This window comes from uncultured Campylobacter sp. (assembly GCF_937959485.1).
GTDB lineage: Bacteria > Campylobacterota > Campylobacteria > Campylobacterales > Campylobacteraceae > Campylobacter_B.
Map to the genome: position 1 here is coordinate 58688 of NZ_CALGPY010000009.1, position 26437 is coordinate 85124.

General features: G+C 46.9%; 29 protein-coding genes. 10 read left to right on the plus strand and 19 right to left on the minus strand.

Annotation, left to right across the window (positions count from 1 at the left end):
* Window positions 1-10 precede the first annotated feature (10 nt).
* Genes Q0380_RS07165 through Q0380_RS07180 form a run of 4 tightly spaced genes read left to right on the plus strand, consistent with a single transcriptional unit; the run spans window position 11 to window position 3332 of the window.
* Window positions 11-577, plus strand: coding sequence for a 4Fe-4S dicluster domain-containing protein (locus Q0380_RS07165; protein ID WP_298961964.1), 567 nt, complete (start codon window positions 11-13; stop codon window positions 575-577).
* On the plus strand, window positions 570-1541 hold the full coding sequence (gene nrfD, locus Q0380_RS07170; RefSeq protein ID WP_298961967.1) for an NrfD/PsrC family molybdoenzyme membrane anchor subunit: 972 nt from the start codon (window positions 570-572) through the stop codon (window positions 1539-1541). Before Q0380_RS07165 ends, nrfD begins: the two co-directional genes overlap by 8 nt.
* A gap of 26 nt (window positions 1542-1567) precedes the next feature.
* A complete protein-coding gene (locus tag Q0380_RS07175) occupies window positions 1568-2221 on the plus strand; it encodes a response regulator transcription factor (RefSeq protein WP_177387544.1) in 654 nt (217 codons plus the stop codon).
* A complete protein-coding gene (locus Q0380_RS07180; protein WP_298961970.1) occupies window positions 2214-3332 on the plus strand; it encodes a HAMP domain-containing sensor histidine kinase in 1119 nt (372 codons plus the stop codon). Before Q0380_RS07175 ends, Q0380_RS07180 begins: the two co-directional genes overlap by 8 nt.
* 92 nt (window positions 3333-3424) lie before the next feature.
* Here the strand turns inward: Q0380_RS07180 and Q0380_RS07185 are convergent, their stop codons facing one another.
* The 4 genes from Q0380_RS07185 to Q0380_RS07200 form a co-directional block, all read right to left on the minus strand.
* Window positions 3425-4147, minus strand: a complete 723-nt coding sequence (locus tag Q0380_RS07185) for a hypothetical protein (RefSeq protein WP_298961972.1) — start codon at window positions 4145-4147, stop codon at window positions 3425-3427.
* A 48-nt stretch (window positions 4148-4195) separates the two neighbouring features.
* The gene (locus Q0380_RS07190; protein WP_298961975.1) at window positions 4196-4915 is read right to left on the minus strand and encodes a hypothetical protein; all 720 of its coding nucleotides are present in this window, start codon (window positions 4913-4915) and stop codon (window positions 4196-4198) included.
* Window positions 4916-5037: 122 nt separating this feature from the next.
* A complete protein-coding gene (locus Q0380_RS07195; protein WP_298961978.1) occupies window positions 5038-5856 on the minus strand; it encodes a cache domain-containing protein in 819 nt (272 codons plus the stop codon).
* Complete coding sequence (locus tag Q0380_RS07200; protein WP_298961981.1) at window positions 5853-6224, minus strand: HIT family protein; 372 nt, start codon at window positions 6222-6224, stop codon at window positions 5853-5855. The genes Q0380_RS07195 and Q0380_RS07200 overlap by 4 nt, the downstream gene beginning before the upstream one ends.
* Before the next feature lie 163 nt (window positions 6225-6387).
* On the opposite strand from Q0380_RS07200, the gene Q0380_RS07205 reads away from it, so the two are divergent.
* The gene (locus tag Q0380_RS07205; RefSeq protein WP_298961984.1) at window positions 6388-7596 is read left to right on the plus strand and encodes an MFS transporter; all 1209 of its coding nucleotides are present in this window, start codon (window positions 6388-6390) and stop codon (window positions 7594-7596) included.
* 220 nt (window positions 7597-7816) lie between these two features.
* On the opposite strand, the gene Q0380_RS07210 is transcribed toward Q0380_RS07205, so the two are convergent.
* Window positions 7817-8425: a YigZ family protein gene (locus tag Q0380_RS07210; protein ID WP_298961986.1), complete on the minus strand. Its 609-nt coding sequence runs from the start codon at window positions 8423-8425 to the stop codon at window positions 7817-7819.
* A 70-nt stretch (window positions 8426-8495) separates the two neighbouring features.
* Here Q0380_RS07210 and galU point away from each other — a divergent pair, with 70 nt between their 5' ends.
* From galU to Q0380_RS07225, 3 genes are all read left to right on the plus strand, one after another.
* Window positions 8496-9332, plus strand: a complete 837-nt coding sequence (galU, locus tag Q0380_RS07215; RefSeq protein ID WP_297881144.1) for a UTP--glucose-1-phosphate uridylyltransferase GalU — start codon at window positions 8496-8498, stop codon at window positions 9330-9332.
* Window positions 9319-10581 carry a glucose-6-phosphate isomerase gene (locus Q0380_RS07220; protein WP_298961987.1) on the plus strand — a complete coding sequence of 421 codons (1263 nt, stop codon included), beginning with the start codon at window positions 9319-9321 and terminating at the stop codon, window positions 10579-10581. The genes galU and Q0380_RS07220 overlap by 14 nt, the downstream gene beginning before the upstream one ends.
* A 233-nt stretch (window positions 10582-10814) precedes the next feature.
* Window positions 10815-11207 (plus strand): VOC family protein, encoded by a 393-nt coding sequence (locus tag Q0380_RS07225; protein WP_298961991.1) that lies wholly within the window; start codon window positions 10815-10817, stop codon window positions 11205-11207.
* Window positions 11208-11368: 161 nt separating this feature from the next.
* Here the strand turns inward: Q0380_RS07225 and Q0380_RS07230 are convergent, their stop codons facing one another.
* The 10 genes from Q0380_RS07230 to Q0380_RS07275 form a co-directional block, all read right to left on the minus strand.
* Complete coding sequence (locus Q0380_RS07230) at window positions 11369-12085, minus strand: hypothetical protein (RefSeq protein WP_298961994.1); 717 nt, start codon at window positions 12083-12085, stop codon at window positions 11369-11371.
* A 122-nt stretch (window positions 12086-12207) separates the two neighbouring features.
* Window positions 12208-13239, minus strand: coding sequence for a hypothetical protein (locus Q0380_RS07235; protein ID WP_298961996.1), 1032 nt, complete (start codon window positions 13237-13239; stop codon window positions 12208-12210).
* Window positions 13240-13339: 100 nt separating this feature from the next.
* Window positions 13340-14371: a hypothetical protein gene (locus Q0380_RS07240; RefSeq protein ID WP_298961999.1), complete on the minus strand. Its 1032-nt coding sequence runs from the start codon at window positions 14369-14371 to the stop codon at window positions 13340-13342.
* Window positions 14358-14873 carry a hypothetical protein gene (locus Q0380_RS07245; protein ID WP_298962001.1) on the minus strand — a complete coding sequence of 172 codons (516 nt, stop codon included), beginning with the start codon at window positions 14871-14873 and terminating at the stop codon, window positions 14358-14360. Before Q0380_RS07245 ends, Q0380_RS07240 begins: the two co-directional genes overlap by 14 nt.
* An 88-nt stretch (window positions 14874-14961) precedes the next feature.
* Complete coding sequence (locus tag Q0380_RS07250; RefSeq protein WP_298962004.1) at window positions 14962-15498, minus strand: hypothetical protein; 537 nt, start codon at window positions 15496-15498, stop codon at window positions 14962-14964.
* Entirely contained in the window at window positions 15485-15991 is a 507-nt protein-coding gene (locus tag Q0380_RS07255; protein ID WP_298962006.1) for a hypothetical protein, read from the minus strand. The genes Q0380_RS07250 and Q0380_RS07255 overlap by 14 nt, the downstream gene beginning before the upstream one ends.
* On the minus strand, window positions 15978-16646 hold the full coding sequence (locus Q0380_RS07260; protein ID WP_298962008.1) for an SDR family oxidoreductase: 669 nt from the start codon (window positions 16644-16646) through the stop codon (window positions 15978-15980). The genes Q0380_RS07255 and Q0380_RS07260 overlap by 14 nt, the downstream gene beginning before the upstream one ends.
* Window positions 16647-16956: 310 nt before the next feature.
* Complete coding sequence (locus tag Q0380_RS07265) at window positions 16957-18231, minus strand: spore photoproduct lyase family protein (protein ID WP_298962011.1); 1275 nt, start codon at window positions 18229-18231, stop codon at window positions 16957-16959.
* A 73-nt stretch (window positions 18232-18304) separates the two neighbouring features.
* Window positions 18305-18784 (minus strand): hypothetical protein, encoded by a 480-nt coding sequence (locus Q0380_RS07270; protein ID WP_298962014.1) that lies wholly within the window; start codon window positions 18782-18784, stop codon window positions 18305-18307.
* Between the two features lie 104 nt (window positions 18785-18888).
* Entirely contained in the window at window positions 18889-20007 is a 1119-nt protein-coding gene (locus tag Q0380_RS07275) for a hypothetical protein (RefSeq protein WP_298962016.1), read from the minus strand.
* 75 nt (window positions 20008-20082) lie between these two features.
* Here Q0380_RS07275 and uvrA point away from each other — a divergent pair, with 75 nt between their 5' ends.
* Together uvrA and Q0380_RS07285 are read left to right on the plus strand one after the other, a co-directional pair.
* Window positions 20083-22929: an excinuclease ABC subunit UvrA gene (gene uvrA, locus Q0380_RS07280; RefSeq protein WP_298962019.1), complete on the plus strand. Its 2847-nt coding sequence runs from the start codon at window positions 20083-20085 to the stop codon at window positions 22927-22929.
* Between the two features lie 21 nt (window positions 22930-22950).
* Window positions 22951-24066, plus strand: a complete 1116-nt coding sequence (locus Q0380_RS07285; RefSeq protein ID WP_298962023.1) for a hypothetical protein — start codon at window positions 22951-22953, stop codon at window positions 24064-24066.
* A gap of 109 nt (window positions 24067-24175) precedes the next feature.
* Here Q0380_RS07285 and Q0380_RS07290 read toward each other — a convergent pair whose 3' ends face one another.
* Genes Q0380_RS07290 through Q0380_RS07305 form a run of 4 tightly spaced genes read right to left on the minus strand, consistent with a single transcriptional unit; the run spans window position 24176 to window position 26373 of the window.
* A complete protein-coding gene (locus Q0380_RS07290; protein ID WP_297881919.1) occupies window positions 24176-24613 on the minus strand; it encodes a hypothetical protein in 438 nt (145 codons plus the stop codon).
* A 10-nt stretch (window positions 24614-24623) separates the two neighbouring features.
* Window positions 24624-24959: a hypothetical protein gene (locus tag Q0380_RS07295; RefSeq protein ID WP_005870061.1), complete on the minus strand. Its 336-nt coding sequence runs from the start codon at window positions 24957-24959 to the stop codon at window positions 24624-24626.
* 21 nt (window positions 24960-24980) lie between these two features.
* The gene (gene prfB, locus Q0380_RS07300) at window positions 24981-26078 is read right to left on the minus strand and encodes a peptide chain release factor 2 (protein ID WP_298962027.1); all 1098 of its coding nucleotides are present in this window, start codon (window positions 26076-26078) and stop codon (window positions 24981-24983) included.
* Between the two features lie 58 nt (window positions 26079-26136).
* The gene (locus Q0380_RS07305) at window positions 26137-26373 is read right to left on the minus strand and encodes a hypothetical protein (protein ID WP_297944967.1); all 237 of its coding nucleotides are present in this window, start codon (window positions 26371-26373) and stop codon (window positions 26137-26139) included.
* Window positions 26374-26437: the final 64 nt, after the last annotated feature.

Genomic DNA, 26437 nt, shown 5'->3' on the forward strand with positions numbered 1-26437 from the left:
AGGGGCGGTTATGAAAAAACTCATAATGATTCACGACGAAAATTTATGTATAGGTTGCCAAGCCTGTTCGGTTGCGTGCGGGAATGAAAACGGCGTACCGAGCGGCGTTTATAGGCTGCAAGTGCACGGCAAAACAAGCGGCGTTTTTCCAAATTTAAAGCTAGATTATTCGCGCGCCAGCTGCGTTATGTGCGAGGATAGCCCCTGCGTGGACGTCTGCCCTACGGGCGCTAGCTTTAAAACCAAAGACGGCGTAACGCTCATAGACGAGAGGCTTTGCGTCAGCTGCAAATACTGCATCCTAGCCTGTCCTTACGACGCAAGGTTTGTCGATCCCGTCACGCACGCTATCGGCAAATGCACCTTTTGCTACACGAACCGCACCAGCAAAGGCTTGCAGCCTGCTTGCGTAAGCGTGTGTCCGACCGACGCTTTGGTTTTTGGCGACGTAAACGACGCGAGCTCTGGGGTAAACAAGCTGCTAGCCAAAACGAGTGTAGAATATCCGAAAGCGTATCTAAACACCAAACCGCGCCTAGCGAATATCAAAAACAAAAAAGGAGGACGCTATGAATAATATGTGGGGCGATATGAGCCAATACTCTGAAATTTACTGGCCTTGGCCGATTGCGATCTATCTATTTTTGGCGGGTCTTAGCGCGGGAGCGACGATGGTGGCGCTTTTAGTCAAATGGAACCGCCACGAAAGCGAGCAAAATTCTATCTGGGATGCGATGATTAGAGCGGGCGCGATCACGGCGCCGCTTACGATCTGCGCGGGGCTTTTGCTTTTGATCTTTGATCTGGGCAAGCCTCTTACCTTCTATCTTTTGCTGATCAAATTTAACTTCGGCTCGGTGATGAGCCTCGGCGTGGCAGCGCTTTTAATCTACGTGCCGCTTAGCTTTGTATTTGCGCTATGCGTATTCGGCGAAGAAATTTGCAAATTTAAACTACTCGCCTTTCTGCGACCTATCGTAAATTTACTAAGCTCATTTGCCAAAGCTTCTAAAATTTTTGAGCGAGTTTTATTCGTGCTTGCTCTTTGCGTGGGCGCATATACGGGCTTTTTGCTAAGCGCGGTGATGAAAATTCCGCTTTGGAATACTCCGGTGCTGCCGATTTTATTTTTGCTGTCGGGCTTTTCCAGCGGCATCGCGGCGAGCATTTTAGTTGGACTTCTGTTTTTTAAAGGCTCGTTAAACAAAGATAGCATAAAATACCTTTTGGTACTTGATCTGCGCGCGATACTCTTTGAGATCCCGCTTTTGTTCATTCTATTTGTCGGGATGTATTTCGAGGGCGGCACGAGCGCGCTTGCGGCACAACAGGCTTTGACGCACGAAATTTACGGTAAAATTTTCTGGATCGGCGTTTTAGGCACGGGGCTCATCGCTCCGATCATCATCGCCTTTACGGCGCTGAAAAACCACGCCTACAAGCCTGCGTTTATAGTTTTAAATTCTTTCGTCGTGCTTTGCGGCGTCATTCTGCTTCGCTACTTCGTTGTATATGCGGGGCAAATTTGCACGGGAGCGTAGTCTCGCTCCCAATTTAGGGAACGGGTTTGAAAATTTTACTTTTAGAAGACGATTTTGAATACAGAAGCAGCGTAAGCGAGTATCTGCAGGAGCTTGGCTACGAGGTGGACGAATGCGAAAGCGGCGACGCAGCCTGCGATAAGATCGCCGCGAATGCATACCACTTGCTGATCTTAGACATCAAGGTGCCGGAGGTTTCGGGCGAAGAGGTGCTGAGATATGCGCGAAGCCTCGGCCTCAACACCCCCGTGATGATGATGACCTCGCTCGGCGACATCGACGATTTGAGCCAGTGCTACGAGCTGGGCTGCAACGAATATCTAAAAAAGCCTTTCCACCTAGCCGAGCTTAAATTTAGGGTAAGCGAGCTGATGCGAAAGTATTTCGGCGACGAAAAGGGTGCCGTCAAGATCGCGGATAAATTTCACTACTTCGCAAATTTAAAAATTTTAAAACGCGCGGACGAAGAGATATCGCTAAGCGCCAAAGAGATCAAGATCATAGAATTTCTGCTCGCCAATATCAAAAGATTCGTTAGCGTCGATGAACTCATCGCCGACGTGTGGGACGGCGAGGCGGGCAGCGTCGATGTGCGCGTGCATATCAGCAACCTCCGCTCCAAAACGAGCAACGATTTCATCCTCTCCAGCCGCGGACTCGGATATAAGATCAATGCTTAAAGGGTTTAAATTTACGCTTTTTAGCGCGATCTTCATCATCGGCGCCTTTATAAGCGAGAGCCTTTATATCATCTATTTAAACTCCAAAATCGAGGAGAGCGCCGACGTCGCCGAGCTGATACAAAAAAGCGGCGAAGCCCTAGCCGGCGCATATCCCGATCTAAAAGACGAGCTCATCTACGACTACGCGATCCTAAATGCAAACGGCGAAATTTTAAGATCAAACCTAAGCGTGCAGCCGCCCGACTTTGCGTTTATTACGCTGAAATTCGGCGGGCGGGTATTTTTTAAGCGCCATTTTCTGCATGAGGGCAAGCTATATTTTTTCGTCATCTCAAAAAAGATAAGCTATGCCAAGATAGAATTTATCGCGATCTCTACGATCTTTATCACGATTTTCGTAGCGCTCATCATCGCGCTGTTTAACTACAAAATCATTAAAAATTTCTACGCGCAGCAAAGCAACCTCATCAAGGCATTTTTCAACGACGCGATGCACGAGCTAAAGACCCCTTTGGGCGTCGCGCTCATCAATACCGAGATGCTTGGGCTGCGCGACAAACACACTGCGCGTATCAAATCCGCACTCAAGCAGATGGTCATTACTTACGAGGACGTGGAGTACTTCATCAAAAGCGGCAAGATGAGCTTAAAAAGCCGCCGCATCGATATGAGCGAGTTTTTGAGCGCTAGGATAAATTTCATCTATCTGGTCGCAAAAAGCAAAAACATAAGTCTGCAATCGCGAATAGCGCCAGATGTGAGCGTCTTTATGGACGAAACCTCGCTAATGCGCCTCATCGACAACACCCTAAGCAACGCCATAAAATACTCGCGCCCAGGCGGCAAGATCATCATCGGGCTGGAAAAAGGGGTGAGCATAGCGGTCTTTAGCGTGCAGGACTTCGGCATCGGCATAAAGGATACGAGCGCGATCTGGGATAGATACTCGCGCGAAAACGCGGCTCTTGGCGGATTTGGCCTGGGACTAAACATAATCGATAAAATTTGCAAGCGCTACGGCATCGCAAAAAGCGTCAGCTCGAAACTCGGCGAGGGCAGCACCTTTTGCTACAAAATCCCGCTGTTTAAGCAGAAGCTTTTAGACTAAAACGGCGCATTAAATTTGGGCGTAAATTTTAAAATTTAGAAGTAGAATTCGTGCGGCTAGGGCTTTTTAAAATTTTGTTTTAGCGTGGCTTTTCAACCGCCTTTAAGTTCCCTGCCTTCCAGGTATTCTTTTTCTATATCATATTTTATATTACCGCAATTATCGAAATAATATTTGGGCGAATTACCAGATTTTTCATAGTATGTTCTTAAGTCATATTCAGTTGGAATTTTATCAAATAGCAAAATAGAGTTGGATTGCAAAAAGTTGTCTCTAATTATGAAATTTTTATCTAGCATAAGAAATACGCTATCCTCAAAGCACAAAATCAAAGGCTTCGTAAAACCGACTATTTTATCGACAGTATCAACTTTCAAATATTGTTTCGGATCCGTTTTAGTCGCCTTTAGTTCCGCAATATACAGATCCTCAATAGTTTTTACTTTATTGCTGCTGTTTTTTAAAATTTCAAGATAATTCTCAAAGTTCAAGTCTTTCATCTCATAATAATCAGCGGAGTACTTATATTTTATATCGTCGTTCTCTCTATAACTCGCTATCTTTTTTAATACGATAATTTCTTTATCTAAAAATTCTCCGACGGCGCGCCTATACAACTCCTCTTTGGGTAAAATTCTATCCTCTTTAAGGCAGTATCCTTGTTGGTATTTGTTATAGTCGGAAGTAGAAACTACAACGAAGCCTTTTGAAGTGGAGTACTCGGGGATGATGCGGATGAATGCGGCGCAGAGTATTATTATAAGAAGTAGCACTCCAGCTAGCACTTTAAATTTAACGGATTTATAAAATTTCATACCGACGCTCCTTTTAAAATTTAAAATTTCAGTTATTTACTCGGCTTTTCAACCGCCTGTAAGTTCCCTGCCTTCCAGGTATTCTTTTTCTACATCGTATTTTACGTCGCCGCAATTATCGAAATATATTTTTTCCATTGGTCTGTTGTGTTCATAATAAATTTTTAAATTATCTTTATTTAATGCTTCCCATATAAAAAAATTATGATCGAAATAATCCTCGTGAAGTATGTAATCGCTATCTAGCATTAAAGTATAATCATATCCCAAAACACGAATTAGCGGTTTTGAGAAACCGGCGCTCATATTGTTTAAATTTATTTTTAAATACTTTTTAGGATCCGTAGCTTTTGCGCTAAGGATATTCATATAAATCTCTTCTGATGTAAAATTCTTGTCTCTATAGTCTCCTATAATTTTTATATAATTATTAAAATTCAGATTTTCCATCTCATAATAGCTCGTATCATACCTTGGCTTATAGAAAAAATCCTTTTTTCTCCATTCAACCTGTGCTCTATACATATCCATAAATTTATCCAAATATTGTCCTATCGCTCTTTTATACAGCTCTTCCTTCGGCAAAATTCTATCCTCTTTAAGGCAGTATCCTTGCTTGTATTTATTGTAGTCAGAAGTAGTAACTATCGCGAAGCCTCGCGAAGTGGAATAATCTGGTACGATGCGGATAAATGCGGCGCAGAGTATCGCCGCCAGAAGCAGCGCCGCGGCTATGATTTTAAATTTAACGGATTTATAAAATTTCATACCGACGCTCCTTTTAAAATTTAAAATTTCAGCGTAAATTCCCGCGATTTTGCGATTAAATTTAAAATGTCCGCCGTTACAAAGCAGACAAGCTGCAAAACGCCTAAATTTAAATCCCGCCGCTAGCCTTCGCGGTGCAGAATTATATAGCCCAGCTTCGTGCCGTTTTCGTCCGAAAATGCCCTAACGTAAAAATAATGCCCGTCCTTTTTTATAAAGCTCTGCGCCCCAAAATCAAGCGTCGCCAAAATCGACAAAACGTCGTAATCCGGCGCGCTATTTACGACGATAAAGTCCTTGATAACGCCTATTTTATCGTAGAAACAATCGGTCTCAAACCTCTTATCTACGAGGATAAAAATATCGTTTCCCATGCGGTTGATCTGCGCGATGACGTGCTCGAAATCGAGCATTATCTCGGCGCTTCCGATAAATTTGCCCTCGCTAAAAACGGGCGAAATTCCGCGCATGAAAACCCCGCACCGCCCCATCTCGACGAGCGCTTTAGGAAGCAGGCTTTGACGGATCTGCAAAAGCGAATGGCGAAACGAGCTCAGATCGTCGTTGTAAAATTCGTCGCTCCAGCTCCTAGCCAGGCTTCTGGTATTTTGCGTGTGAAAATGTATCTTCACGCCCGTGTAAAAGGGCACTGCGCTTAAAATGTCTTTGTATTTTTTCATCACGTCCATGCACTCGCCGTGCTTGCCGCTCTCGAAGCAGCGCACCACGTCGCTGTTTTGCGACAAAATCAGCGAGATCGCAAAGGCGTTTAGCTTCTCTTCGTCCACGATCTTTTCAAACAGGCTCGCGCTAAAATCGAACTGCTGCTTGATTTTTATCTCGTTTTCCTCGCTTTTAAAGCGCAGGTAAAACGCAAAGGTGGCGACGCAGCAAGCAAGCGCGAAAAGACTTAGGTATTTTTTGGATCGCGCGCCTATCATCTGAATTCCATCTTTAAATTTGCCGCTAAAACCTCTGCGAATTCGCTAAATTCCGGCAGATCGAGCTTACTGTTTCGCATCTTTTTACCCCAAACGGACTCCGGGAAAAAGCTGTCGTTTTTAAAGCGCGCTTGGACGTGAAAATGCACGCGCGGCACATAGTTTGCGAAGCTTGCGATGTTGATCTTATCGGGCGCGTAAAACTCCCGCAGGCTCTTTTCGCACTGAAGCACGGCACGCCACAGATGCGCCAGCGTCGCCTCGTCGCAGTCGCTAAGCTCTTTAAATTTCGCCTTCGTAAAGACCTTCACCCACGGCACTTCGTGCTCCTCGTGTTCCACGTAAATCATCTCGTCTTCGTAAATCATCGCGTTCTCCTTGAAAATGGAATTTTAATGCAAAGCCCATTAAAGCTCGGTAAATTCTTCTTACATAAATAATATACTAAAATACATTAATTAAATATATCTATAAAATCTCGATATATTCGTGATTTTTATGCTATAATTCTATTTTTTAAAAGGAATATATATGAAATCAGTTTGGATAATGATCCTATGCGCCGCGGCGATTTTGATGATTACGATGGGCATTCGTATGTCATTAGGTCTTTTCGTGCAACCTATAATGCAAGCAAATTCCCTATCCATCGCGCAAGTAAGCTTTGCGATGGCAACTACGCAGCTGGTATGGGGCTTTTCGCAACCGCTTAGCGGGATACTTGCAGACAAGCTCGGTGCCTACGTCGTGCTGTTTTGGGGCAGCGTGCTTTTGGCGATTAGTTGCGCTCTTGTGCCGTTATTTAGCAGCGAAAGCGCGCTTGTATTAACGATGGGTTTTGGGCTTGCACTGGGGCTTGGTGCAGGTAGTTTTCCGATTCTAATGAGCCTAATGGCAAAGCGCCTGCCATTTTCTATCCGCTCGGTTGCTAGCGGAGTGTTAAATGCAGGCGGCTCGTTCGGGCAGTTTTTATTTGCGCCGATGATAGGGTTTTGTATCGCAACGCCTGCTTTGGGATACGGCGGCGCATTTTTTACGCTCGCAGGGCTTAGCTTGCTAATTCTGCCGCTTGCGAGACTTTTAGCAGGCAGTAAAATTCTACTTGGCGAACAAACCAGCCTGCATGAAGAAGATAAGCGCAGCTTAGGCGAAGTGCTGCGTTTAGCACTGCGCGATAAAAGCTATATTTTGATAAATTTAAGCTTTGCTACGTGCGGTTTTCACGTAGCGTTTTTAGTGACGCATCTGCCTAGTGAAGTAGCACTAAGCGGGCATGGCGCGCAGGTAGCGTCCTTTTCGCTCGCACTGATTGGTATCGCTAACATCGTAGGCAGCTTATTCGTAGGTTGGTGTGTTTCCAAAGTGCGCTGTAAAGTCATTTTATTTTGCATATATGCCCTGCGTATCGCTCTTATTGGTGCTTATGTGCTCTCGCCCAAAGATAGCCTTACGTTTTATATCTTCAGCGTGGGATTAGGATTTACCTGGCTAGCGACCGTGCCGCCTACTGCGGCTGCCGTAGGTAAGCTATTAGGGACGCGATATTTAGCAAGCTTATTTGGATTTACGATGCTTTCACATCAAATCGGCGGATTTTTTGGCGCATATATCGGAGGTCTTGCGGTGCGAGCATACGGCGCGTATGATTATATGTGGTATTTGGATATGACGCTAGCGGCTATTGCAGCTCTGCTAAGCCTGCCTGTGCGTGAAGCTAAGATGAAGCACGTGAAATTTTAAAAATTTTATGGGATTTTGAAATTTACGGACGGAATTTTCGCGAAATTTTGCAAGCTAAATTACAACAGAATTTTAAAATTTATCGGATTTTATGTTTCGTACGATGAAATTTCACTTTAGCTTTAAAATTCCGTTGCGATAATGCGATAAAATGCAAAATCCGCTCATGCTTTCAAATTTAGCCGAGAGGGGCTTTTAAATTTTATAGAATTTTGAAATTTTAAAATTTCGGCTCGTGCAGCATTTTAAGAGCCGGCGCGAGAGCCTCTGCAAAGCCCATAAATTTTTCAAATTCCTCCGCGCTAAGCTCTGCGTTAAACTCCGCTCCCGCAGCGCCGAAGCTCGCCTCATAAACAAAACCCGATTTTTTTAAAAAATGTTCAAATTTAGCCACCGCCGCAAACGGCACGAAAAATATACACTTCTTACGCAGCACGAATTCCACTAGCTCTGCGGCGTCCGCAGCGGCGTCTATCGCGGCATTTGCGCTACTGGCGTATGCCCGCACCAGCCCGCCGGTGCCTAGCTTGATGCCGCCGAAGTAGCGCACCACGAGCACGGCGGTGTTAATCAATTCGGCGCCGCGAAGCGCGTTTAGGCACGGCGCGCCCGCAGTCGATTTGGGCTCACCGTCGTCGCTTGAGTTTTCTACGATCTGCCCGGGCTCGTTCAGCGCGCGATATGCCCAGACGATATGCCGCGCTTTGGGGTGTTGCTGCCGCAACTGCGCACGCAGCGCCTCAAAGCTCGCTAGCGGCGCGAGATAGGCGATGAAGCTTGATTTTTTAATCTCCTGTGAGGCGCTGATCTCTTTTTCAATCGTTTTCAAGGCTTTCCTTTGCGGAATTTTATCTTTTTTACATTATAATAAAAGTTCAAAAAAAGATCAAAGGAGCTTCATGATCCAGACTTGTTTATTTCCCGCGGCGGGCTACGGCACGCGCTTTTTGCCCGCGACTAAATCGCTACCTAAAGAGATGCTTCCGATCCTTACCAAGCCGCTCATTCACTACGGCGTGGACGAGGCGCTGGAGGCGGGCATGGACAATATGGCTTTCGTCACGGGTCGCGGTAAACGCGCGCTGGAGGATTATTTCGACCGCAGTTACGAGCTGGAAGATCAAATTTCAGGCAGCAGCAAAGAATATCTGCTCGACGAAATCAGGGCGCTTATGAAGCGCTGCACCTTCTCTTTTACGCGCCAAGAGCAGATGAAGGGACTCGGCAACGCGATTTATACGGGTAAAATTTTAATCCGCGACGAGCCTTTCGGCGTGGTGCTCGCAGACGATCTGTGCGTGAACGAAAACGGCGAGGGCGTGCTTGCGCAGATGGTTAAAATTTATGAAAAATACCGCTGCAGTGTCGTTGCAGTAATGGAGGTGCCGCCGCAGGACGTAAACAAATACGGCATCATCGCGGGAAAGAGCATCAGCGACGATCTAATAATGGTCTCGGATATGATCGAAAAACCTGAACCTAGCGAGGCTCCGTCGAGCTTAGCCATCATCGGGCGCTACATCCTAACACCTAATATTTTCGATCTCATCGAGCAGACGGCGCCCGGTAAAAACGGCGAGGTGCAGATCACCGACGCTCTTTTAAAGCAGGCTCAAAACGGCGTGGTGATCGCGTATAAATTTAAAGGCACTCGCTTCGACTGCGGCTCGGTAAAAGGCTACGTGGAGGCGATCAAATATTTCTACGAGCGAGAATTCGGCGATGGTAAAAAATGAGCTGTTTTTCCCTCCGACAAAAGAGGGCGCGCTAGAGGAAGTAGCGGCAAAGATCCGCGCCGAATACGAAAGCGGCGAGATAGGCTACTACCGCCTGCCGCAGCAAGGCGCAGACGAAATAGCGCAGGCGCAGGAATTTTTTAGCGCGCGAAGCTACGATGCGATCGTGCTTTTGGGCATCGGCGGCTCCAGCGTGGGCGCGCGGGCGCTTTATGAGATGCTGCATCCGCGCGTAAGAAAGAATTTACGCTTTGAAATTTTGGATAATCTCGACGGGCACAGTGTAAACCGCGCGCTTGAAGGGTTAAATTTCGCTCGCACTATCTTCATAGTATCCTCCAAATCGGGCGGCACGATTGAAACGATCTCGCTTTTTAAGGTCGTTTTGCGGCGTTTCGGAATTTCAGATTTAAAGACGCTAGCGAAAAATTTCATCTTCATCACCGATGCAGGCTCGCCGCTGGATATCTTCGCGCGTGAGCACGGCGCCTGCGTGATAAATATGCCTGCTAACGTAGGCGGTCGTTTTAGCGTGTTAAGTGCAGTAGGGCTAGTGCCCGCAGTTGGGCTAGGCCTTGATGCAAGCGCGATGCTACGCGGAGCTGCCGCCGCAAAAGAGCGGTATCTGGATGAAATTTTAGCAGGCGATCCCGCTAAAATCGCGGAGAATAAAATTTTACGAAAAGCCCATCACTACGCCACGCACAAAAGTGCGAAAATCAACATCCTTTTTAGCTATGGCGACGCGCTGCGCGCATTTGGCGAGTGGTATGTGCAGCTCTGGGCGGAAAGCCTAGGTAAAAAGATCGGCTTTAGCCGCGAGGGGCTTACTCCTGTGGGGCTTGTAGGCTCACGCGATCAGCACAGCTTCCTTCAGCTCATAATGGACGGCGTAAAGGATAAGACCGTGACCTTCTTAAAGCTCACGGACAACGGCACTACGGACGTGGTACCTGGTATCAGTCTGCAAGGTCTTGAGGGCTGCGACTTCGTAAACGGCATGCGACTGGATGAGGTGCTAAATCTTCAGTGCGATGCTACGCTGCAAGCCGTGCTAAACGAGGGCATCAGCGTCGATCTAATCGAGGTTTCGCGGCTTTGTGAACAGAGCGTGGGCGAGCTATTTTACTACTTCGAGCTGCTAACCAGCGCTACTGGAGCGATACTGGGCGTCAGCACTTACGATCAGCCGGGCGTCGAGGTAGGTAAGAGAATTTTAAAATCGCTAGTTTTGAAATCGCGAGATTAAAATTTGCGGCGCTAGCTAGACGGAATTTCGTCGGTCTAATTTTACTAAAGCCAGGCTCTACTCGCACCCTATTTTGCTTGGGCAAAATTTTAGAATTTTAAAATTTACGCCGCGAAATTTTGATTTCGCGCTACGAGCATTTGGAATTTTGTCGCAAAATTTCGCGGTAAAATTCCAAAATTGTACCGCGAGGCGTAAAAATTTTGCGATTTGCGAGCGCACAGGGAGGCAAAATGAAAATCAAAGGGATCGATCACTTCGTCCTAGTTACGGAGGATCTGCAAAAATGCGTGGAATTTTACGAAGGGATTTTGGGGTTAGAGCACGTTTGCGAGGGCGGCAAACACAGCCTGCGTTTCGGCTCTTCAAAGATCAATATCCACACCCGCGCGGGTGAGTTTGCGCCGTTTGCAGCGCGTCCTATCGCGGGCTCGGCGGATTTTTGCCTCATTTGCGAAGATCAAAGCGCGCAGCAGCTCAAAACGGAGCTTGAAAGCAAAGGGGTGCAAATAGAGCTTGGCGTCGTGCCCCGCACGGGCGCGCGCGGCGCTATGCAAAGTATCTATCTGCGCGATCCTGACGGCAATCTCGTAGAGCTCGGCGTATATGAAAGCGGCAATGATTAGCGCGTAAATTTTAAAGGCAAAATTTCAAGCGGGGCGTTAGAATTTAAATTTTCTAAATTCTATTTTTCATTAAAGATCGATATTCTGCAGATTAAATTGTTTATCCCGCGGTACGCTAATTATGTATCGTTTGTATATTTTTTAAACCTTATCTTTTGTTTTTAGAATTTCATAAATTTGTTCATTTTATTCACTATTATTTTTGCAATATCATAAGGCGGTTTCCAAAATAAATATCCCTCTGTAATATCTATATTTAGCGTATCCAAGAAATATTTTTGCAGCTCGCCAAACTCCTTTTTATTATTGATCGTAAATACTTCGGAATCGGAGCCATTGCATATCAATAATTTATAACAAAGCAAGAACCTAACGGTTTTCTCAAATAGAATATAGTAGATAAATTTAATAATGGGCATCAGCAATAAGCCCATAATGATAAAAATAAACATATAAAATTTAAAGTTGTATAATGCCACGACGATCATTATAAATAAAACTAAAACACAAAATTTAATTTTCACATCAAAGGGCGCAAAATTCGGAATCATATAAGCATATCTGTAAACGGAGATATTTTTTAACGCCATCTCTTTTTCGCATTTGGTTTTATTTTTAAATTCTATTTTATCTCTCATAAAGGTTATTGTTTTTTTGCTTTTTAGAAAGTGTGCCGCGTATATAAAGAAAAAGGCAGTGCCATAACCTAGCAATATTTTCATATAAAACCTAAATTTATACTCACTGCTAAAATGATAGGTCAAAGAACAAATTAACAAAATTCCAAGAGCTATCAGCCAAAACAGATCATCCATCTTTTTTACGACTATCGGCTCTTTGTCGTAATCCCTGGCTTTTTGTTCATTATAATTTTCCATTATTTCAAGCACCTTTTAAAAAATAGATCTAAATTTATAATAACTTAATTTGATGAAAACCTTTTATACGCGTTGCCTGGCTCTTCCTTCGCGACCTCTTCCCTCGTCATTTTATCCTCCTATTAGATAAATAAGTAATCTTTCTTAACGTTATTTATATTTACGCTTTTTCGTAAAAAATATTCTTTAATTTCATCATAAATTTTTTGATTATAGAGATAAACGAGATAATATCTTGGATAAACGGGTTTGTTCCTAAACCATCTGCCATACGAGGGGCGTGCGATCCTAATAAACGGCAAAATTCTAAACCCTTTTAAATTCCTATTTATAAACAGATAAAGTATGAAATTTAATAAAAACCCGAATAAATATGTAAAGAATACCGCTATAAAAAATATATCCCACCATGTTACGCACATAAAAATAGCGATAAAGTATAAAAATATCTTTTCAGCTTTCCCTATCTCATATGAACTTGCCAAAATCCCGATAGAGAAATTTAAAGATAAGGCGTTTTCGTCAATTTCGCAGCATTTTTCAACCAAGCCGTCGCTAATAAATTCTATATAATTGTTTGTAAATTTTATCTCTTGTCTAGGGCGGATTATGGTAAATACGGATATTATAACCATAGATAGTAAAATAATGAATAAAATAGCAAAATACTGAACTATGTCAATATCTTCATGATTTATACAATCTATAATCAAAAATGCATGTAGCGTAGAGATCGGCAATAATAGGACTAAAAACGAATATACAAAAAATTTTTCATAATTTTTGATTATTATCGGATCTTCGTCGTAATCTCTGGCTTTGGAATTTTGCCGTAAAGAGCCGCTGTCATTTAAGATAAAATTTTGCGACTCTGCGTTGTTTTCAAAGGCAGAATTCTGATCCGCTTCGGCTTCTAAATTTAAAGCATCAGTAGCGGAATTCGGTGCTTTGGAATTCAAAGATTCGAAATTCGGAGGTTCAGAATTCAGGAATTCAAAATTCGAAACTTCAAAATTTGAGGCTTCGGAATTCTGGATTTCAGAATTTTGGGCTTTAAGATTTTCGCCGTTAGAATTTTGTTTCAAGCCCCGCTTCGGCCCCTGATGCCGCTTTTGTAGTGGCTTTTTTAATTCATCTAGCCTGCTTTGATCCATTTGCCGCCTTTAAATTTGATGGACGCGCCATTTTATAGCGCCGCCGCTTAAAGCTCAGTAAATTTTATCGCTCGTCCGCTGCGCGCCGTTTGATCAAAATTTAGCTCTCGTATCTTTGCAGCGATTTTTTATATGTTTTCGCCGCAGCGCAGCTCGTGCTCAAATATACCTCAAACTCCTCGCTGGTAAGCCTGCGCGGCTCATTCGCAAGCTTCGCCGCGTCCGCCGCACCGCTTGGCATATTTGCGTCCAGATTCGCTTCATTTACGATCTCGCCTCGTCGGATTCGGTTGCTAAAGCCCGCTGCACGCGCTATTTTCGGCGCATGCTTTAAAGAAAAGCTTAAATTTTGCGTTTGCAGATTTAAAATTTTACCCATGCATTTGCGCGGACCCGCGATAAAATCGCCATTTTGTATGAGCGGGGCGACGGCAGAGCCGAGCTGGCTGCTCTCCGCCGAGCCGGGTAAGCAGCCCGTTGAATCCGGTAAGCCACCCGCCAAAAGCTCTGCGCCGCTTAGGACGCGCAGGCTTCGCACCAAAATCCCGCCGCCGCTTTGCGGGACGCTGCGAAACGAAATGTCAAAGCCGAAATTGTGAAAAAATATCTCGCCCGCCCGCGACGTGCGCTTGTAGGTGTTGCGATCCGCGCCCGTGAAATACGCCTCGATCTCCGCGAAGGCGAATTCCGCGCCGCTTACGCAAAGCACATAGTTTTGCAGTAGCTCGCGCATGAAATTTTCGATCTTTGCCTGCGCTCGCTCGGCGTCAAACTGCGCCTGCGACGGCTCATCACCGAACGCAAGCGCTTGTCTGACGCCCGGTTCCGACTGCGATGGACGAACGTTAAATTTTAAATGTGCTTGCTCCGTATCAAGACGCACTTGCTCGGCATCAAACGGCGGCTCGGCATTAAATTTTAAAATTTCAGCTTGCTGCGCGCCGTTAGAATATGACTGTCCGTCGCAAAATTCCGCGCCGTCTTGTGATTTTAAAGGCTTGTCGCCGCTCCCGCCCCTCGCGCTTCCTGCAAGCTTGGAATTTTTTGAAGCAAGCTTTGAGTCCGCAGAAATTCCAAACTCCGCAGCGTCGATTTTTGAGAAAAATTTTTCTAAATTTTCATCGCCCAGCATTTTGTTCTTTCGTAGAATTTCCTTCGCGCTTTATCGAGCTCGCATCAATGCCCGCAGTGTCAGATTTGCCGTTGTTTGCCTCGGCGCGCGTTAAATTTCCCTCGCCGCTCGTTGCGTTCGTATCGCCTCGCGCTAAATTACCGCCGCTACTCGTCGTGTTTGCTTCGTTATCTTTAAAATTTGAAGCTTCGCAACGATCTACGCCTAAACGCTCGAAATAATATCTCTCTCGCTCGCCTAAGTTTTCCACTCCCCTTTCGCATACGCGCTTGATATACGCCTTGCTAGGGTATCTAAGCCGATTGAGCGCCAATTCACTACCCGCGTCCGCTCGCTTTATCAGCTTGGCGATGCAGGCGTCATCCTCTTCACTATTTGCGATATAATCCCATACGCCACAGTATCTATCACCGCCCAGCGTCGTAATCAAAAAATAAACCCAAAGCAGGATTATGGCAATCGATATGCTTCCTTTTATTTTTAAAGATCTCTTTTTTACCATGTTTTTCCTTGAGTAATAAATTTTAACTCATTTTTTCACAAATTTGACCAACGGCATAAAATTTACGATATCGCCTTCAAAGCTAATCTTATCGCTCAGCATTTTGTTCTTCCGTAGAATTTCCTTCGCGCTCCGTAGTGTTCGCCTTACTGCTCGTAGTGTCAGATTTGCCGTTGTTTGCCTCGGCGCGCGTTAAATTTCCGCCGTCCGTCGCGTTCATATCACCTCGCACTAAATTACCGCCGCTACTTGTCGTATTTGCTTCATCGCCCTTTGATTTGGGCGTTTTAAAGCCAAAATTCTCACAGCGATCTCCTCGAAAATCTTGGAAATAATATCTCTCACGCTCGCCTAAGCTTTTCACCCCTTTTTCGCACACTCGCTTAATATACGCCTCATGCGGATACCTTAGTCTGTTTGCCGCTAGTATATCGCCGGCATCCGCTTGCTTTACTAACTTAGCGATGCAAGCATCGTCTTCTTCGCCATAGCCCAAAAATACCTCTCTCACATTGCAACACGAGCCGCTGATTTTTATATATAGGGCGCATAGAATAACAACCCCTACGATTAACAAAAAAATTTGACTTTTACTAGCTTTCAAGCTCGCTTTATTGTCCGGCATTTAATCCTCCCGTAGAATTTACATCGCCTTTGATCGCGCCTGTTTCATTGTGGATCGTATTCGCACCTTCGCGCGTTAAATTTCCCTCGTCGTCCGTTGCGCTTGCATCGCCTCGTGCTAAATTACCGCCGCCGCTCGTCGTACCTGCTTTTCCGCCCTTTGATTTGGGCGTTTCAAAGCCCCAAGCTTCGCAGCGATTTTGGATGTAGAGCTCAAAATAATATCTTTCGCGCTCGCCCAAGCTCTCCACTTCCTTTTTGCATGTGCGCTTGATATACGCCTCGTGCGGATATCTTAGCCGATTTGCCGCATATATATTACCCGCGTCCGCGCGCTTTATCAGCTTGGCGATACAGGCGTCATCCTCTTCGTCGTGCCTGCCTGAAAAAAATTCTCTCGCGCTACAATACCCGCCGCTACCGCTTACAAACGCGGCATAAATAATAATAAGCGCCACAGCTAGCACAAAAACATGACTTTTACCGATTTTCAAGCTCGTCTCCTTCGCGATTAAATTTTGATTTTTTCCGCAGATTTACGATTTGCGGGCGGATCGTAAGCTCACTTACATTGGACTTCGTGCGCAGAATTTGCAACGTAAAATTTGCGATCTCCCCCGCGTCCACGAAGCTAGCCTCATCATCCGCAGGCTCAAAGCTCAAATCCTCGTAAAAGGGCGTTTTGGTGATGTCCGGGTTGATGCAGCTTACTCTGATCTGCTTGCGCGCCTCCTCGAAAAGACAGAGCAGAAACGCCCGCAGCCCCGCCTTGCTCGCGCTATAAACCGCGCTAAAGCGGCTCGCTCGCAGCGCCTCGATCGAGCTAATGCCGATGATATGGGCACGGTTGTGCTTTAAATTCGGCAAAAGCGCGCGCGTGATGATGATGTTTGCGGTAAGATTTACGTTTAAAATTTTTAAAATTTCGCTCTCGCTCATCGCCTCAAGCGGCGCAAATTTCGCCGTACCCGCGCACAAAATCAGCGCGCCCACCTCGCACGCCGCAGCCAGCGCACGGCACTCCTTCGCTAGCGCGTCCGTATCCTCAAAGCGCGAGGCCAGCGTTAAAATTTCATAGCCGTTTTGTCGCAGAAGCTCCGCAACCGCGCTGCCGATACCGCCGCTTGCGCCCGTGATCAATGCTTTCATCTTTTCTCCTTTAAATTTTAATGCCGCTTCGGCGCGTTAAGCTTAGCGCGCCGAGTAAATTTTACTGCGCTAAATTTACGCGGATTATTTAAACCGCGCCGCGACTTCGCTGGGTAAAATTTTAAATTTAGCCCGCGGCGTTTTGCTGTGCGAGCGTTTTGTAAAATTTCATCGCCGCCCGCCCCGCACGATTTATAAAGCCGGGTGTGGCGCTAAATTTTAACCGCTCGCTCGCTGCAAATTTCGCGCTGTATCCTCGGCACCGCATGCGAGCTGATACGGACTGCGACATCTGCGGCAAACAGCGCGTCTAGCGCCGCCGTATCTTTGCAAAATACGCCGCCTTCATCGCCTCCTCAAACGCGTCGTTGCTTTCGTACTCGTGCCCCAAAACCTCGCTCCACAGGTTCGCATCCTCCATGCAGAGGTAGAAAAACACCCGCTCGCGCCACGGCGAAAGCGCGTTCGCGGCAAATTTAAAAAGCTCACGCTTGATCTGCAGCGGGTAGGACAGCTTGCCGTTCGCGTCCGCAAGGGGCATCTGTATAATTTTGCTCCGCAGCCCGCGCGAGCGCAGCTTCTTGACGACGGGCTTGATAAAGGTAAGCGTACCGATCGAAACCATCGCGACGCCGCTTGGATCAAAGCGGCGCAGCAGCTGCTCAAAAAGCGCGCCGTAATCGCTTTGCCATCCTTCGTACCAAACCATCGGGTGGAGGTGAAAGCCCACCAAAATGCCGTGAGCCGCGAGCGCTTCGGCTGCCGCCAGCCGCGCATCCAGGCTCGCGCTTAGATGCTCCTCGTTCGCTATGATCGCGGGCGTATTTAGCGAAAAAGTAACGATGAGGTTGCGCGGGATCTCGCGCTGCAGGAAAAACCGGATATTGTTCGACTTGCTTTTAAGCTCCAAAATCACGTTTTCATGCCGCGCCGCAAAATCGCATAGCGCGCTTAAAATGCCGAAGCGATCGCCCCACATGAGCGAGTCGGAGCTCTGCCCCGTGCCGATGTGGTAGCTGCGCGTGGGATCGAGCCGCAGTTGCGCTAAATTTGCCGCGAAATTCTCGTCAAAGCCGATTTTCCCGTGCTTGTAAAAGGAGCCGATCGCGCAATAGGAGCAGTCAAAGCCGCACGAATTGACCGCATCGAGCGTCAGCAGATTGCAGCAGCGCGTGTTTTCGCTCGCCACCGGGCAGCGACCCAAAGCGATACGATCCGCGCGAAAGGAGGAAATTTCAAATTTTTTCGGCGCGTAATCGCTTTTGAAGCTCGCGTACGAGTGCGGGCGCGACTTGAGATCCAGCCAGGCTTCGCGCACGAAATTAAAAATTTGCTCGCCGCTTTGGACTTTCCCTGCTTTATTAAATTTGGCTTTATTAAAATTTAGCCCGCACCGCTCGCTTGTAAGCAGCTCATAAACGGGCGCCTCGTCCCACGCCTCAAAATCGCTCGCAAACTCCGCAAGCTGCTTTCGTTGCTGAAATGAAAAGTGAAATTTCTCAAATAGCGCGCCCAAAAACGTGCTCGATCGCTCGCCCAGATTCACGCCAAACTGCGCGCCTAGCTCCTTTTTCGCCTCCGTCATCTTGCTCCGCTTCGTTTAAATTTTGCAAATTATACTTAAATTTCGCGCACCGTCACTGAAAATCGATGAAATTTCAGATCGCGCCGCAGAATAGTCGCTCGAAATAGAAGGCGTAAGCTAGCGTAATAGCGACGTTTAGGATCAAAATTCCGCCGAGTATGAGCTTTTGCGGGATTTTTTTGACGCCCGTTCGGTAGTAATACGGCAGGGCGCAGAAAAACGCGGGCGGCACGAGCAGAACGATGCCTAGCGGTATGCCCGTGCCGCCGGTGCCTATCTCCGCACTGCGCACAAACTGCGCCATGGCGGGGAATTTGAGGGCGGCGAATATGGCCGCCGCAAAGAACAGTTGCACGCAGACGCAGTAAAATAGGTAGCGCGCGCCTATTAGGGCGTCTTTTAGCCATAGCCCGATACAGGCAAATGCGAGCAAAAGAGCTAAAAAGACCAATAAGGGCGGATCCGCGAACAGATCCGCCACGGCATACGCGCAAGCCGCGACGCACGCGCACGCCAAGAGGGCAAAACATAGATAAGAGCCTTTTATTTTCATCGTTTCTCCTGCGACTCCGCAATACCTTAAAATTCCGCGTCGTATTCGGCGTATGAAGCCAAAATTTCATCTCTCGGCTCGGTTTTTTGCATACGCTCTAGTAGTTAAATTTTGCCTTTTATTGCGGCGCGGATTTGCGGCAGACGCGCCTTTACGAGCTCATAGACGAAGCTTTTGCAAAGCCGCTCGCCGCCCAAATGATCGCTTACGATCTTCATCATCGCCCATGGCGCGCCCGCACGCTTGCAAGCATTAACAAAAAGCGCGCTCTCCATATCGTAAAGCGTAACGTAGTGATTTGTGCACCCGCGGATAGCGTCTTTTGCCGCGCACGGCGTATTTTGTGTTGCGCGCGCTGCGGTATTCGTCGCGACGTTGTGCCCACTTACCGCGATTTGTGAGGGTTTTACGCTCGCTAAATTTTGCGCCTCAACTTGCGTTGCGCCTTGTATTTCAACCCGCGTCGCGTCGCGCGTGAAATTTTTTGTATCTGCTGCGCCGCTCATCCCTTGCGTTGGGATTTGTGCGTTTATCTCGCCGCACGCGTCGATCTCTGCGACATTTGCCTCACCGCTCCGTTCCGCTGCGTTTAAAATTTTAGGCTCGTTTACGCAGATTAAATTTGCCCGCAGCTTACCGTCCAAACTCGCGCCGCAAAATTCCCGCTCGCGAATGTTTTGAAATTTTAGAGCCTGTGCGCTGTGTCTCCCAACCTGCGAGCGATAAAATTTCGATCCGCCCTCGCTGCAAAATTCCTGCGCCGCCGTGCCGTCAAAGTAAAATGCCTCGCCGATTTGCACGCCTTTATCCTCGCAGCCGCAGACGCCTATGTTTAGTGCAAAGTCCGCGCGCCGCGAAAGTAAAATTTCGCCGAAGCGCTCTGAATTTTGCGCGGAGCTAAAATATGAAATTTTAAAATTTTCAGCTGCATTTAGCGCAGAACCGACCTCTGCATCGCCGCCGCAGAGCGCGCCCGCGTCCAAACGATGCTTAAATTTTGCGTCCGCGCCGCGCCGATCCTTGCGAAGCTCGCGCCCGAATTTCGCGTCCGTATCGGCACGGCGAACAAATTCCGCGCCCGCTTCAAATTTGGCCCCAAACCTCACGCCGCAGATGTATAAAAGTATATCGCCGCCTGCGAACAGATCGCCGCTACGCGTAAGTTTAAAACTCTCGATTATCGCTTGGGCTTCGCAGCGCAAAGCCGTGCAGATTAGTATCATCGCCGCCCCTTCCAAAAGCGCAATTTTAACAATTTGAGCTATAATTTAAGATTAATTTGGCACAAAAGGGCAAAAATGAACGATCTCATCACCATCACGGGCGCACGCGAGCACAATCTGAAAAATATAAATTTGCAAATTCCAAAGGACAAACTCGTCGTTTTTACAGGTCTCAGCGGCAGCGGCAAGAGCACGCTGGCGTTTGATACGCTATATGCCGAGGGGCAGCGCAGATACGTCGAGAGCCTAAGCAGCTACGCGAGGCAGTTTTTAGACCGTGTAGGCAAGCCTGACGTCGATAAGATAGACGGTCTGACGCCTGCGATCGCGATCGATCAAAAAACGACGTCAAAAAACCCGCGCTCGACGGTGGGCACGATTACCGAAATTTACGACTATCTGAGGCTGCTTTATGCGCGCGTCGGGGTGCAGCACTGCCACAAATGCGGTAAGCCGATCTCAAAGATGAGCTCCAGCGACATTATCGCCGAGATCATGAAGCTGCCGCGCGGCGCAAAGGTGATCTTGGGCGCGCCCTTGGTGCGCGAGAAAAAGGGCAGCTTTGCCGATATGCTACAGAGCCTACGCGAGCAGGGCTACGTGCGCGCTCAGATCGACGGCGTGCTAGTGCGACTGGACGAGGAGATCGAGCTAAGCAAGACAAAAAAACACTCGATCAAGGTCATCATCGACCGCACGATCATCGACGAGGAAAATTCCATCCGTATCGCAAGCGACGTCGAAAAGGCGCTCAAGCTCAGCTTCGGCGAACTTGAGGTTGAGATCGCAAACGCCGCCGAGCTGGGGCTCGCGCAGAGCCTGATCCACTACAGCGAGCATATGGCGTGCTTTGATTGTAAAATTTCATTCAAGCCGCTCGAGCCGCTCGCGTTTAGCTTCAACTCCCCAAAGGGCGCGTGCGAGAGCTGCGACGGGCTGGGGATAAAATTTAGCCTCGATCTAGGCAAGATCATCAACGAAAACGCCTCGATCGAGGGCGGTGCGATCAAGGTGATGTCGGGCTTCAACAAGAGCTATTATTATAAATTTCTGCTCGGATTTTGCGAAGCAAACGGCATAAACGTCAAAATCCCGTACGCAAACTTAAGCGAGGAGCAAAAAAAGCTGATCCTCTACGGCAGCGTCAAAGAGATCGATTTTTACTGGAAAAAACATAAGCTCGTGCGTAAATTTGAGGGCGCGATCAAATACGCCTACGATCTGCTCAAAAACGAAAGCGATCTGGACGATTATATGAGCGAAAAAATTTGCCCGGATTGCGGCGGACTGCGCCTGCGTCCCGAAAGCCTAGCCGTAAAGGTCGCAGACAAGGGCATCGGCGATGTGATAAATATGAGTATCGCAGACTGCGTGGAATTTTTCAGCGACGAGAAGCGGTTTTCAAATTTAAGCGAAAAAGACGCGCAGATCGCGGCGCCGATCCTAAAAGAGATCAACGAGAGGCTGTTTTTCTTAAAAGACGTGGGGCTTGGATACCTCACGCTTGGGCGCGATGCGCGCACCATTAGCGGCGGCGAGGCGCAGCGTATCCGTATCGCAAGCCAGATCGGTTCGGGTCTTAGCGGCGTGATGTATGTGCTCGACGAGCCTAGCATAGGACTTCACGAGCGCGATACGCAAAAGCTCATCAAGACGCTGCGAAGCTTACAGGAAAAGGGAAATTCCGTAATCGTCGTCGAGCACGATAAAAAGACGATCGAGGCGGCGGATTTCGTCGTGGATATCGGCCCCGGGGCGGGCAATCTAGGCGGCGAGGTCGTGTTCGCAGGAGACGTCGCGCATCTGCTTAAAAGTAATACGCAAACCGCGCTGTATCTGAACAACCAAAAGGAGATAAATTACCAAAAGCACCGCAAGCAGGAGCTTTGGCTAAGTATCAAAAACGTAAATATCAATAACATCCACGGCCTTTGCGCAAAATTTCCGCTGCGAAATTTAGTCGGCATCACGGGCGTTAGCGGCAGCGGCAAGAGCTCTTTGGTGCTGCAAACCATACTGCCGACGGCGCTTGAGGAGCTAAATCGCGCTAGGAAAGTGCACGCGGTAAAGGGCACTAAAATTTCCGGGCTTGAAAGCCTAGATAAAGTGATCTATCTGGATCAAACCCCGATCGGACGCACCCCGCGCAGCAATCCCGCGACCTACACGGGGGTGATGGACGAGATCCGCGCGCTTTTTGCCGCGACGAAGGAAGCGCAGCTGCGCGGATACAAGATCGGTCGCTTCAGCTTCAACGTCAAGGGCGGGCGCTGCGAAAAATGCGCGGGCGAGGGCGAGATCACGATCGAGATGCACTTCCTACCCGATATCAGCGTTGTATGCGACGTTTGTCACGGCACGAGATACAATGCGCAGACGCTTGAAATTTTATACAAAAACAAAAGCATAGCCGACGTTTTAGCGATGAGTATCGACGAGGCGCTCGAGTTTTTCAAAGCCGTGCCTAAAATTTATCAAAAGCTAAAGACGCTCGCGGACGTCGGGCTTGGATACGTTTCGCTAGGCCAGCCCGCCACGACGCTTAGCGGCGGCGAGGCACAGCGCGTCAAGCTCGCCAAGGAGCTAAGCCGCACCGACACGGGCAATACGCTATATATCCTGGACGAGCCCACGACGGGGCTGCATTTTGCAGACGTAGATCGCCTGGTAGCGGTGCTGCACCATTTGGTTGATCTGGGAAATTCCGTCTTTGTGATTGAGCATAATCTGGACGTCATCAAAAACTGCGATTACATCATCGACATGGGACCCGAGGGCGGCGAGGGCGGCGGACAGATCGTCGCTTGCGGCACCCCAGAAAAGCTTGCGAAAGATTTTAAAAAGACAGGTAGCTACACGGGGGAATTTTTGGCGCAGGAGCTAGCGGCGATGAAGAGCACGAGGAAAAACAAGCGAGGTTAAAACGCCTTATCGGGGTCAAGAATGGATCAAAGCAGGCTTGAGGAATTAAAAAGGCTATTGAATGAGCGGCGCGGCGGTGCAAAGCAAAACCGCAGCGAGGAGCTTGACGTCGAAAATTCTGAAACTGAGAATTCTGAAACTGAAAATTCCGAAGTTTCGAATTCTAAAGCCCTGAATTTTGAAATCCAGAATTCTGAAGTTTCAAATTTTGAATCCCAGGATTCTGAAGTTTCAAATTTTGAAGTTTTAAATTCTGCATCCCTGAATTCCGAATCTTTGAATTCCAAAGCACGGAATTCAGCTACTGATGCTTTAAATTTAGAGGCCAAAGCGGCTCAGAATTCTGCCTGTGAAAACAGTATGGAGCCGCAAAATTTTATCTCGGATGACAGCGGCTCTTTTCAGCATAATCCCAAAGCCAGAGATTACGACAAAGATCCGATAATTCTTGAAAACTACGAATATCTATATCAAAAGCTATTAATGGTTTTCTCTCTTTTTATAGGAGGCGTATTTACCATAATCGTAAATTTTGATTGGAAAGCCAGCGGCGCAGTGGATTATAGCGCCAAGAACGGTATATACATGATTTTGTTTTTATCGTTTTTATCGCTATTCATTATATTACCTGAGCTTATAGATTATAGAAAAGAGAGACCGACGATACGGCTTAAAAACAATCAAATAGAATTTTACGAAAAAGATAAAATCGCGTATGTCGAGCAATGTGAAAATTTGCGACATAATATGGGTTGGTCCTTTTTTATAGGAAATTTTAAAGGAAAAAGAGGATTGCTATATATGTTTATGGCGGCAGTGTTGCTATGCTTGGTTTTCATGACGATTGATCTTGTAGTTGCTCGTTGGTTTTTGAGCTTTGCTTTGTTTCAGTTTGCGGGCAATATATTAGTAAAATTTATCTTTTGTCTTGTTTTGGGAAAGAGCGGCGATAGGAGATTTTCAATTTTCCCCGTATTAAGAGTTGATAAACCGCATTATGGACATATCGGCTTATTTGCTTGCTCCAGATATTATTTAATACCGATATTTAGAAATTCTATATATTTTGAATTGAAAGAGTATTTCTTAGCTAGACACAATATAAATATCAACGATGTAGATAAAATTTATTTCTAGCTATAAGCAACACAAAATTTTATCAAAATCTATGGTGCAGAATTTTTGCATTTAAAATTCCATTCTACGATACAGCGGAATGGAATTTTAAAATTTAAATCCCAAAGCCTTAGCCGTTGTAGCCTAAGCGGCGCATATTTGCGCACGCGTCCTTGTAGCCGTAATAGCACGAGATGCGGTATAGATCAATGGCGTTGAATTTATTCTGCTCCACGCCCTCGCCTTTTTCAAACATCGCTGCGAGCTTCTGGCAAGCAGGGAAATTTTGGGAGAGCGTGCACGCAGCGTTGTAGGCATTGGCGGCGGAAGCATAGTCGCGCTTGGAATACATAGAATCAGCAAAATTTAGACACATTGCGCCATTGCCGTTTTTGCACGCATCGCTTTGCACGACGCCGCCTTGTAGGTTCATCGCACGGATACCGTCTTGAACGTCGGCGAAAGAATATTTGCCGCTCTTTGGTGCATCAACTGCACTCTTTGGTGCGTTGCTAACGCAGCCTGCCAAAAATACTCCAGCGGCGATCAAAGCTAGAATTTTTTTCATATTTTGCTCCTTAATTTTTTGAAATTTGGCGACCCAAAACGTAATAGGTCTCTTTGCCCGCGACCTTTTGCAGCTTGAGCTTAAATTTTTCCGACCAAGAGCGGATAATCTCCTCCGCGGCGGTCTTGCGCTCCTCATTCGTAGCGTCGTTTTTGATCTTAAAATACGGGTTTGAATTCGACATCGCCACGTGCGCACCGTAAATTTTAAGCTTATCGTTCAGCCCCACGATGCGATCGAGCTCATTATCCTCAAAATCACACTTCGATAAAATTCCTCGCAGCTGCGCGACCGTCGCGTCGTTTACGCTATATCCTAGCGCTAGCAAAATTCCATCTTCACTCATTCTCATCCTTTCGAAAAAAATTTATCTGTTCGCTTGTGAAATCAAAACACCTTCGATTATGCTTTTTATATCGCCGTCTAAAATTGCATCGGTTTGGCTATAAGCCTCGCCGCTGCGGTTGTCCTTAACCTGCTGATACGGGAAAAGCACGTAGGAGCGGATCTGATGCCCCCAGCCAATCTCGCTTTTAGGCGCGTTCTCGTCCTTCTCGCGCTGCTTCATCAGCTCAAGCTCGTAAAGGCGGGATCTTAGCACCTTCATCGCCGTTTCTTTGTTTTTGTGCTGGCTTCTATCGTTTTGGCAGTTTACTACGATACCCGTCGGGATGTGCGTGATACGCACGGCACTTTCGGTTTTATTGATATGCTGCCCGCCTGCGCCGCTTGCGCGAAACACATCGATGCGGATATCCTTCTCTTCGATATTTATCTCGATATCATCATTTAGCTCGGGACTTACCATCACGCTTGAAAAGCTCGTATGTCTGCGCCCTGCACTATCGAATGGGCTTACGCGCACCAGGCGATGGATGCCGTTTTCGGCTTTCAGATATCCGTAGGCGTTCTCTCCGCGCACGATGAAGCTAACGTCCTTAAGACCTGCTTCCTCGCCCTCTTGAAAGTCTAAAACCTCAATCTTAAAGCCCTCTCGCTCGCAAAAGCGCAGATACATTCGGTATAGCATACTGGCCCAGTCGTTGCTCTCCGTACCGCCCGCGCCCGGATGAATGCTGACGATAGCGTTTTTATCGTCGTTTTCGCCGCTAAGCATCATGGAAATTTCTAAATTTATGATCTTATCCTCTAGCGCGTCCGCTTCGGCGAAAAGCGAGTTTATCGTATCCTCGTCGTTTTCTGAGTTTGCCAGCTCATATAGAGCTTTTGCGTCGTCTACGGCATTTTTAGCGTTTAGAAATTTATTTAAGATATTTGAAATTTTAGTTTTTTCCTTGCCGATGGCGCCTGCTTTTGCGACATCCTGCCAGAGATTTTGATCATTTTCAAGCTCCTCGATCTCTTTTAGGCGCGCTTTAATATTCTCCGGTTTTACGACGCCAGCGATATTTTCGACTTTAATATTTAGGGTTTTTAAAAGTTCCGTGTATTCGTAATTATCCAAAATTTAAGACCTTTTTATGCTTTTGGCGTGATTATAACATATTTTGGATTAAGGTTGTTTATAAAATTTTATTTAAGGCGGGCATTATTAAGCATTTATCTATTAGGGATATCAAAACCTGCTTGATATTGCCGTGATTAATCAGTTTAAGCTCCGTCGAGAGATCGGGCAAGGGGTCGTTTAGTAGCAGTTTTAGCTTTGCTTCTTCTAGCTTTAACTTTTTACAATCGGCTTTTCTGTCTTCAAGCATAGACACCACTAGTCTTAGCTTCTCTTTTGTCATTTCGCTTTGCACGAAAGTACCTTATATACGATGATAGAACACAAAAAAGCTACGATGGAGCAGGCGAAATACGCCC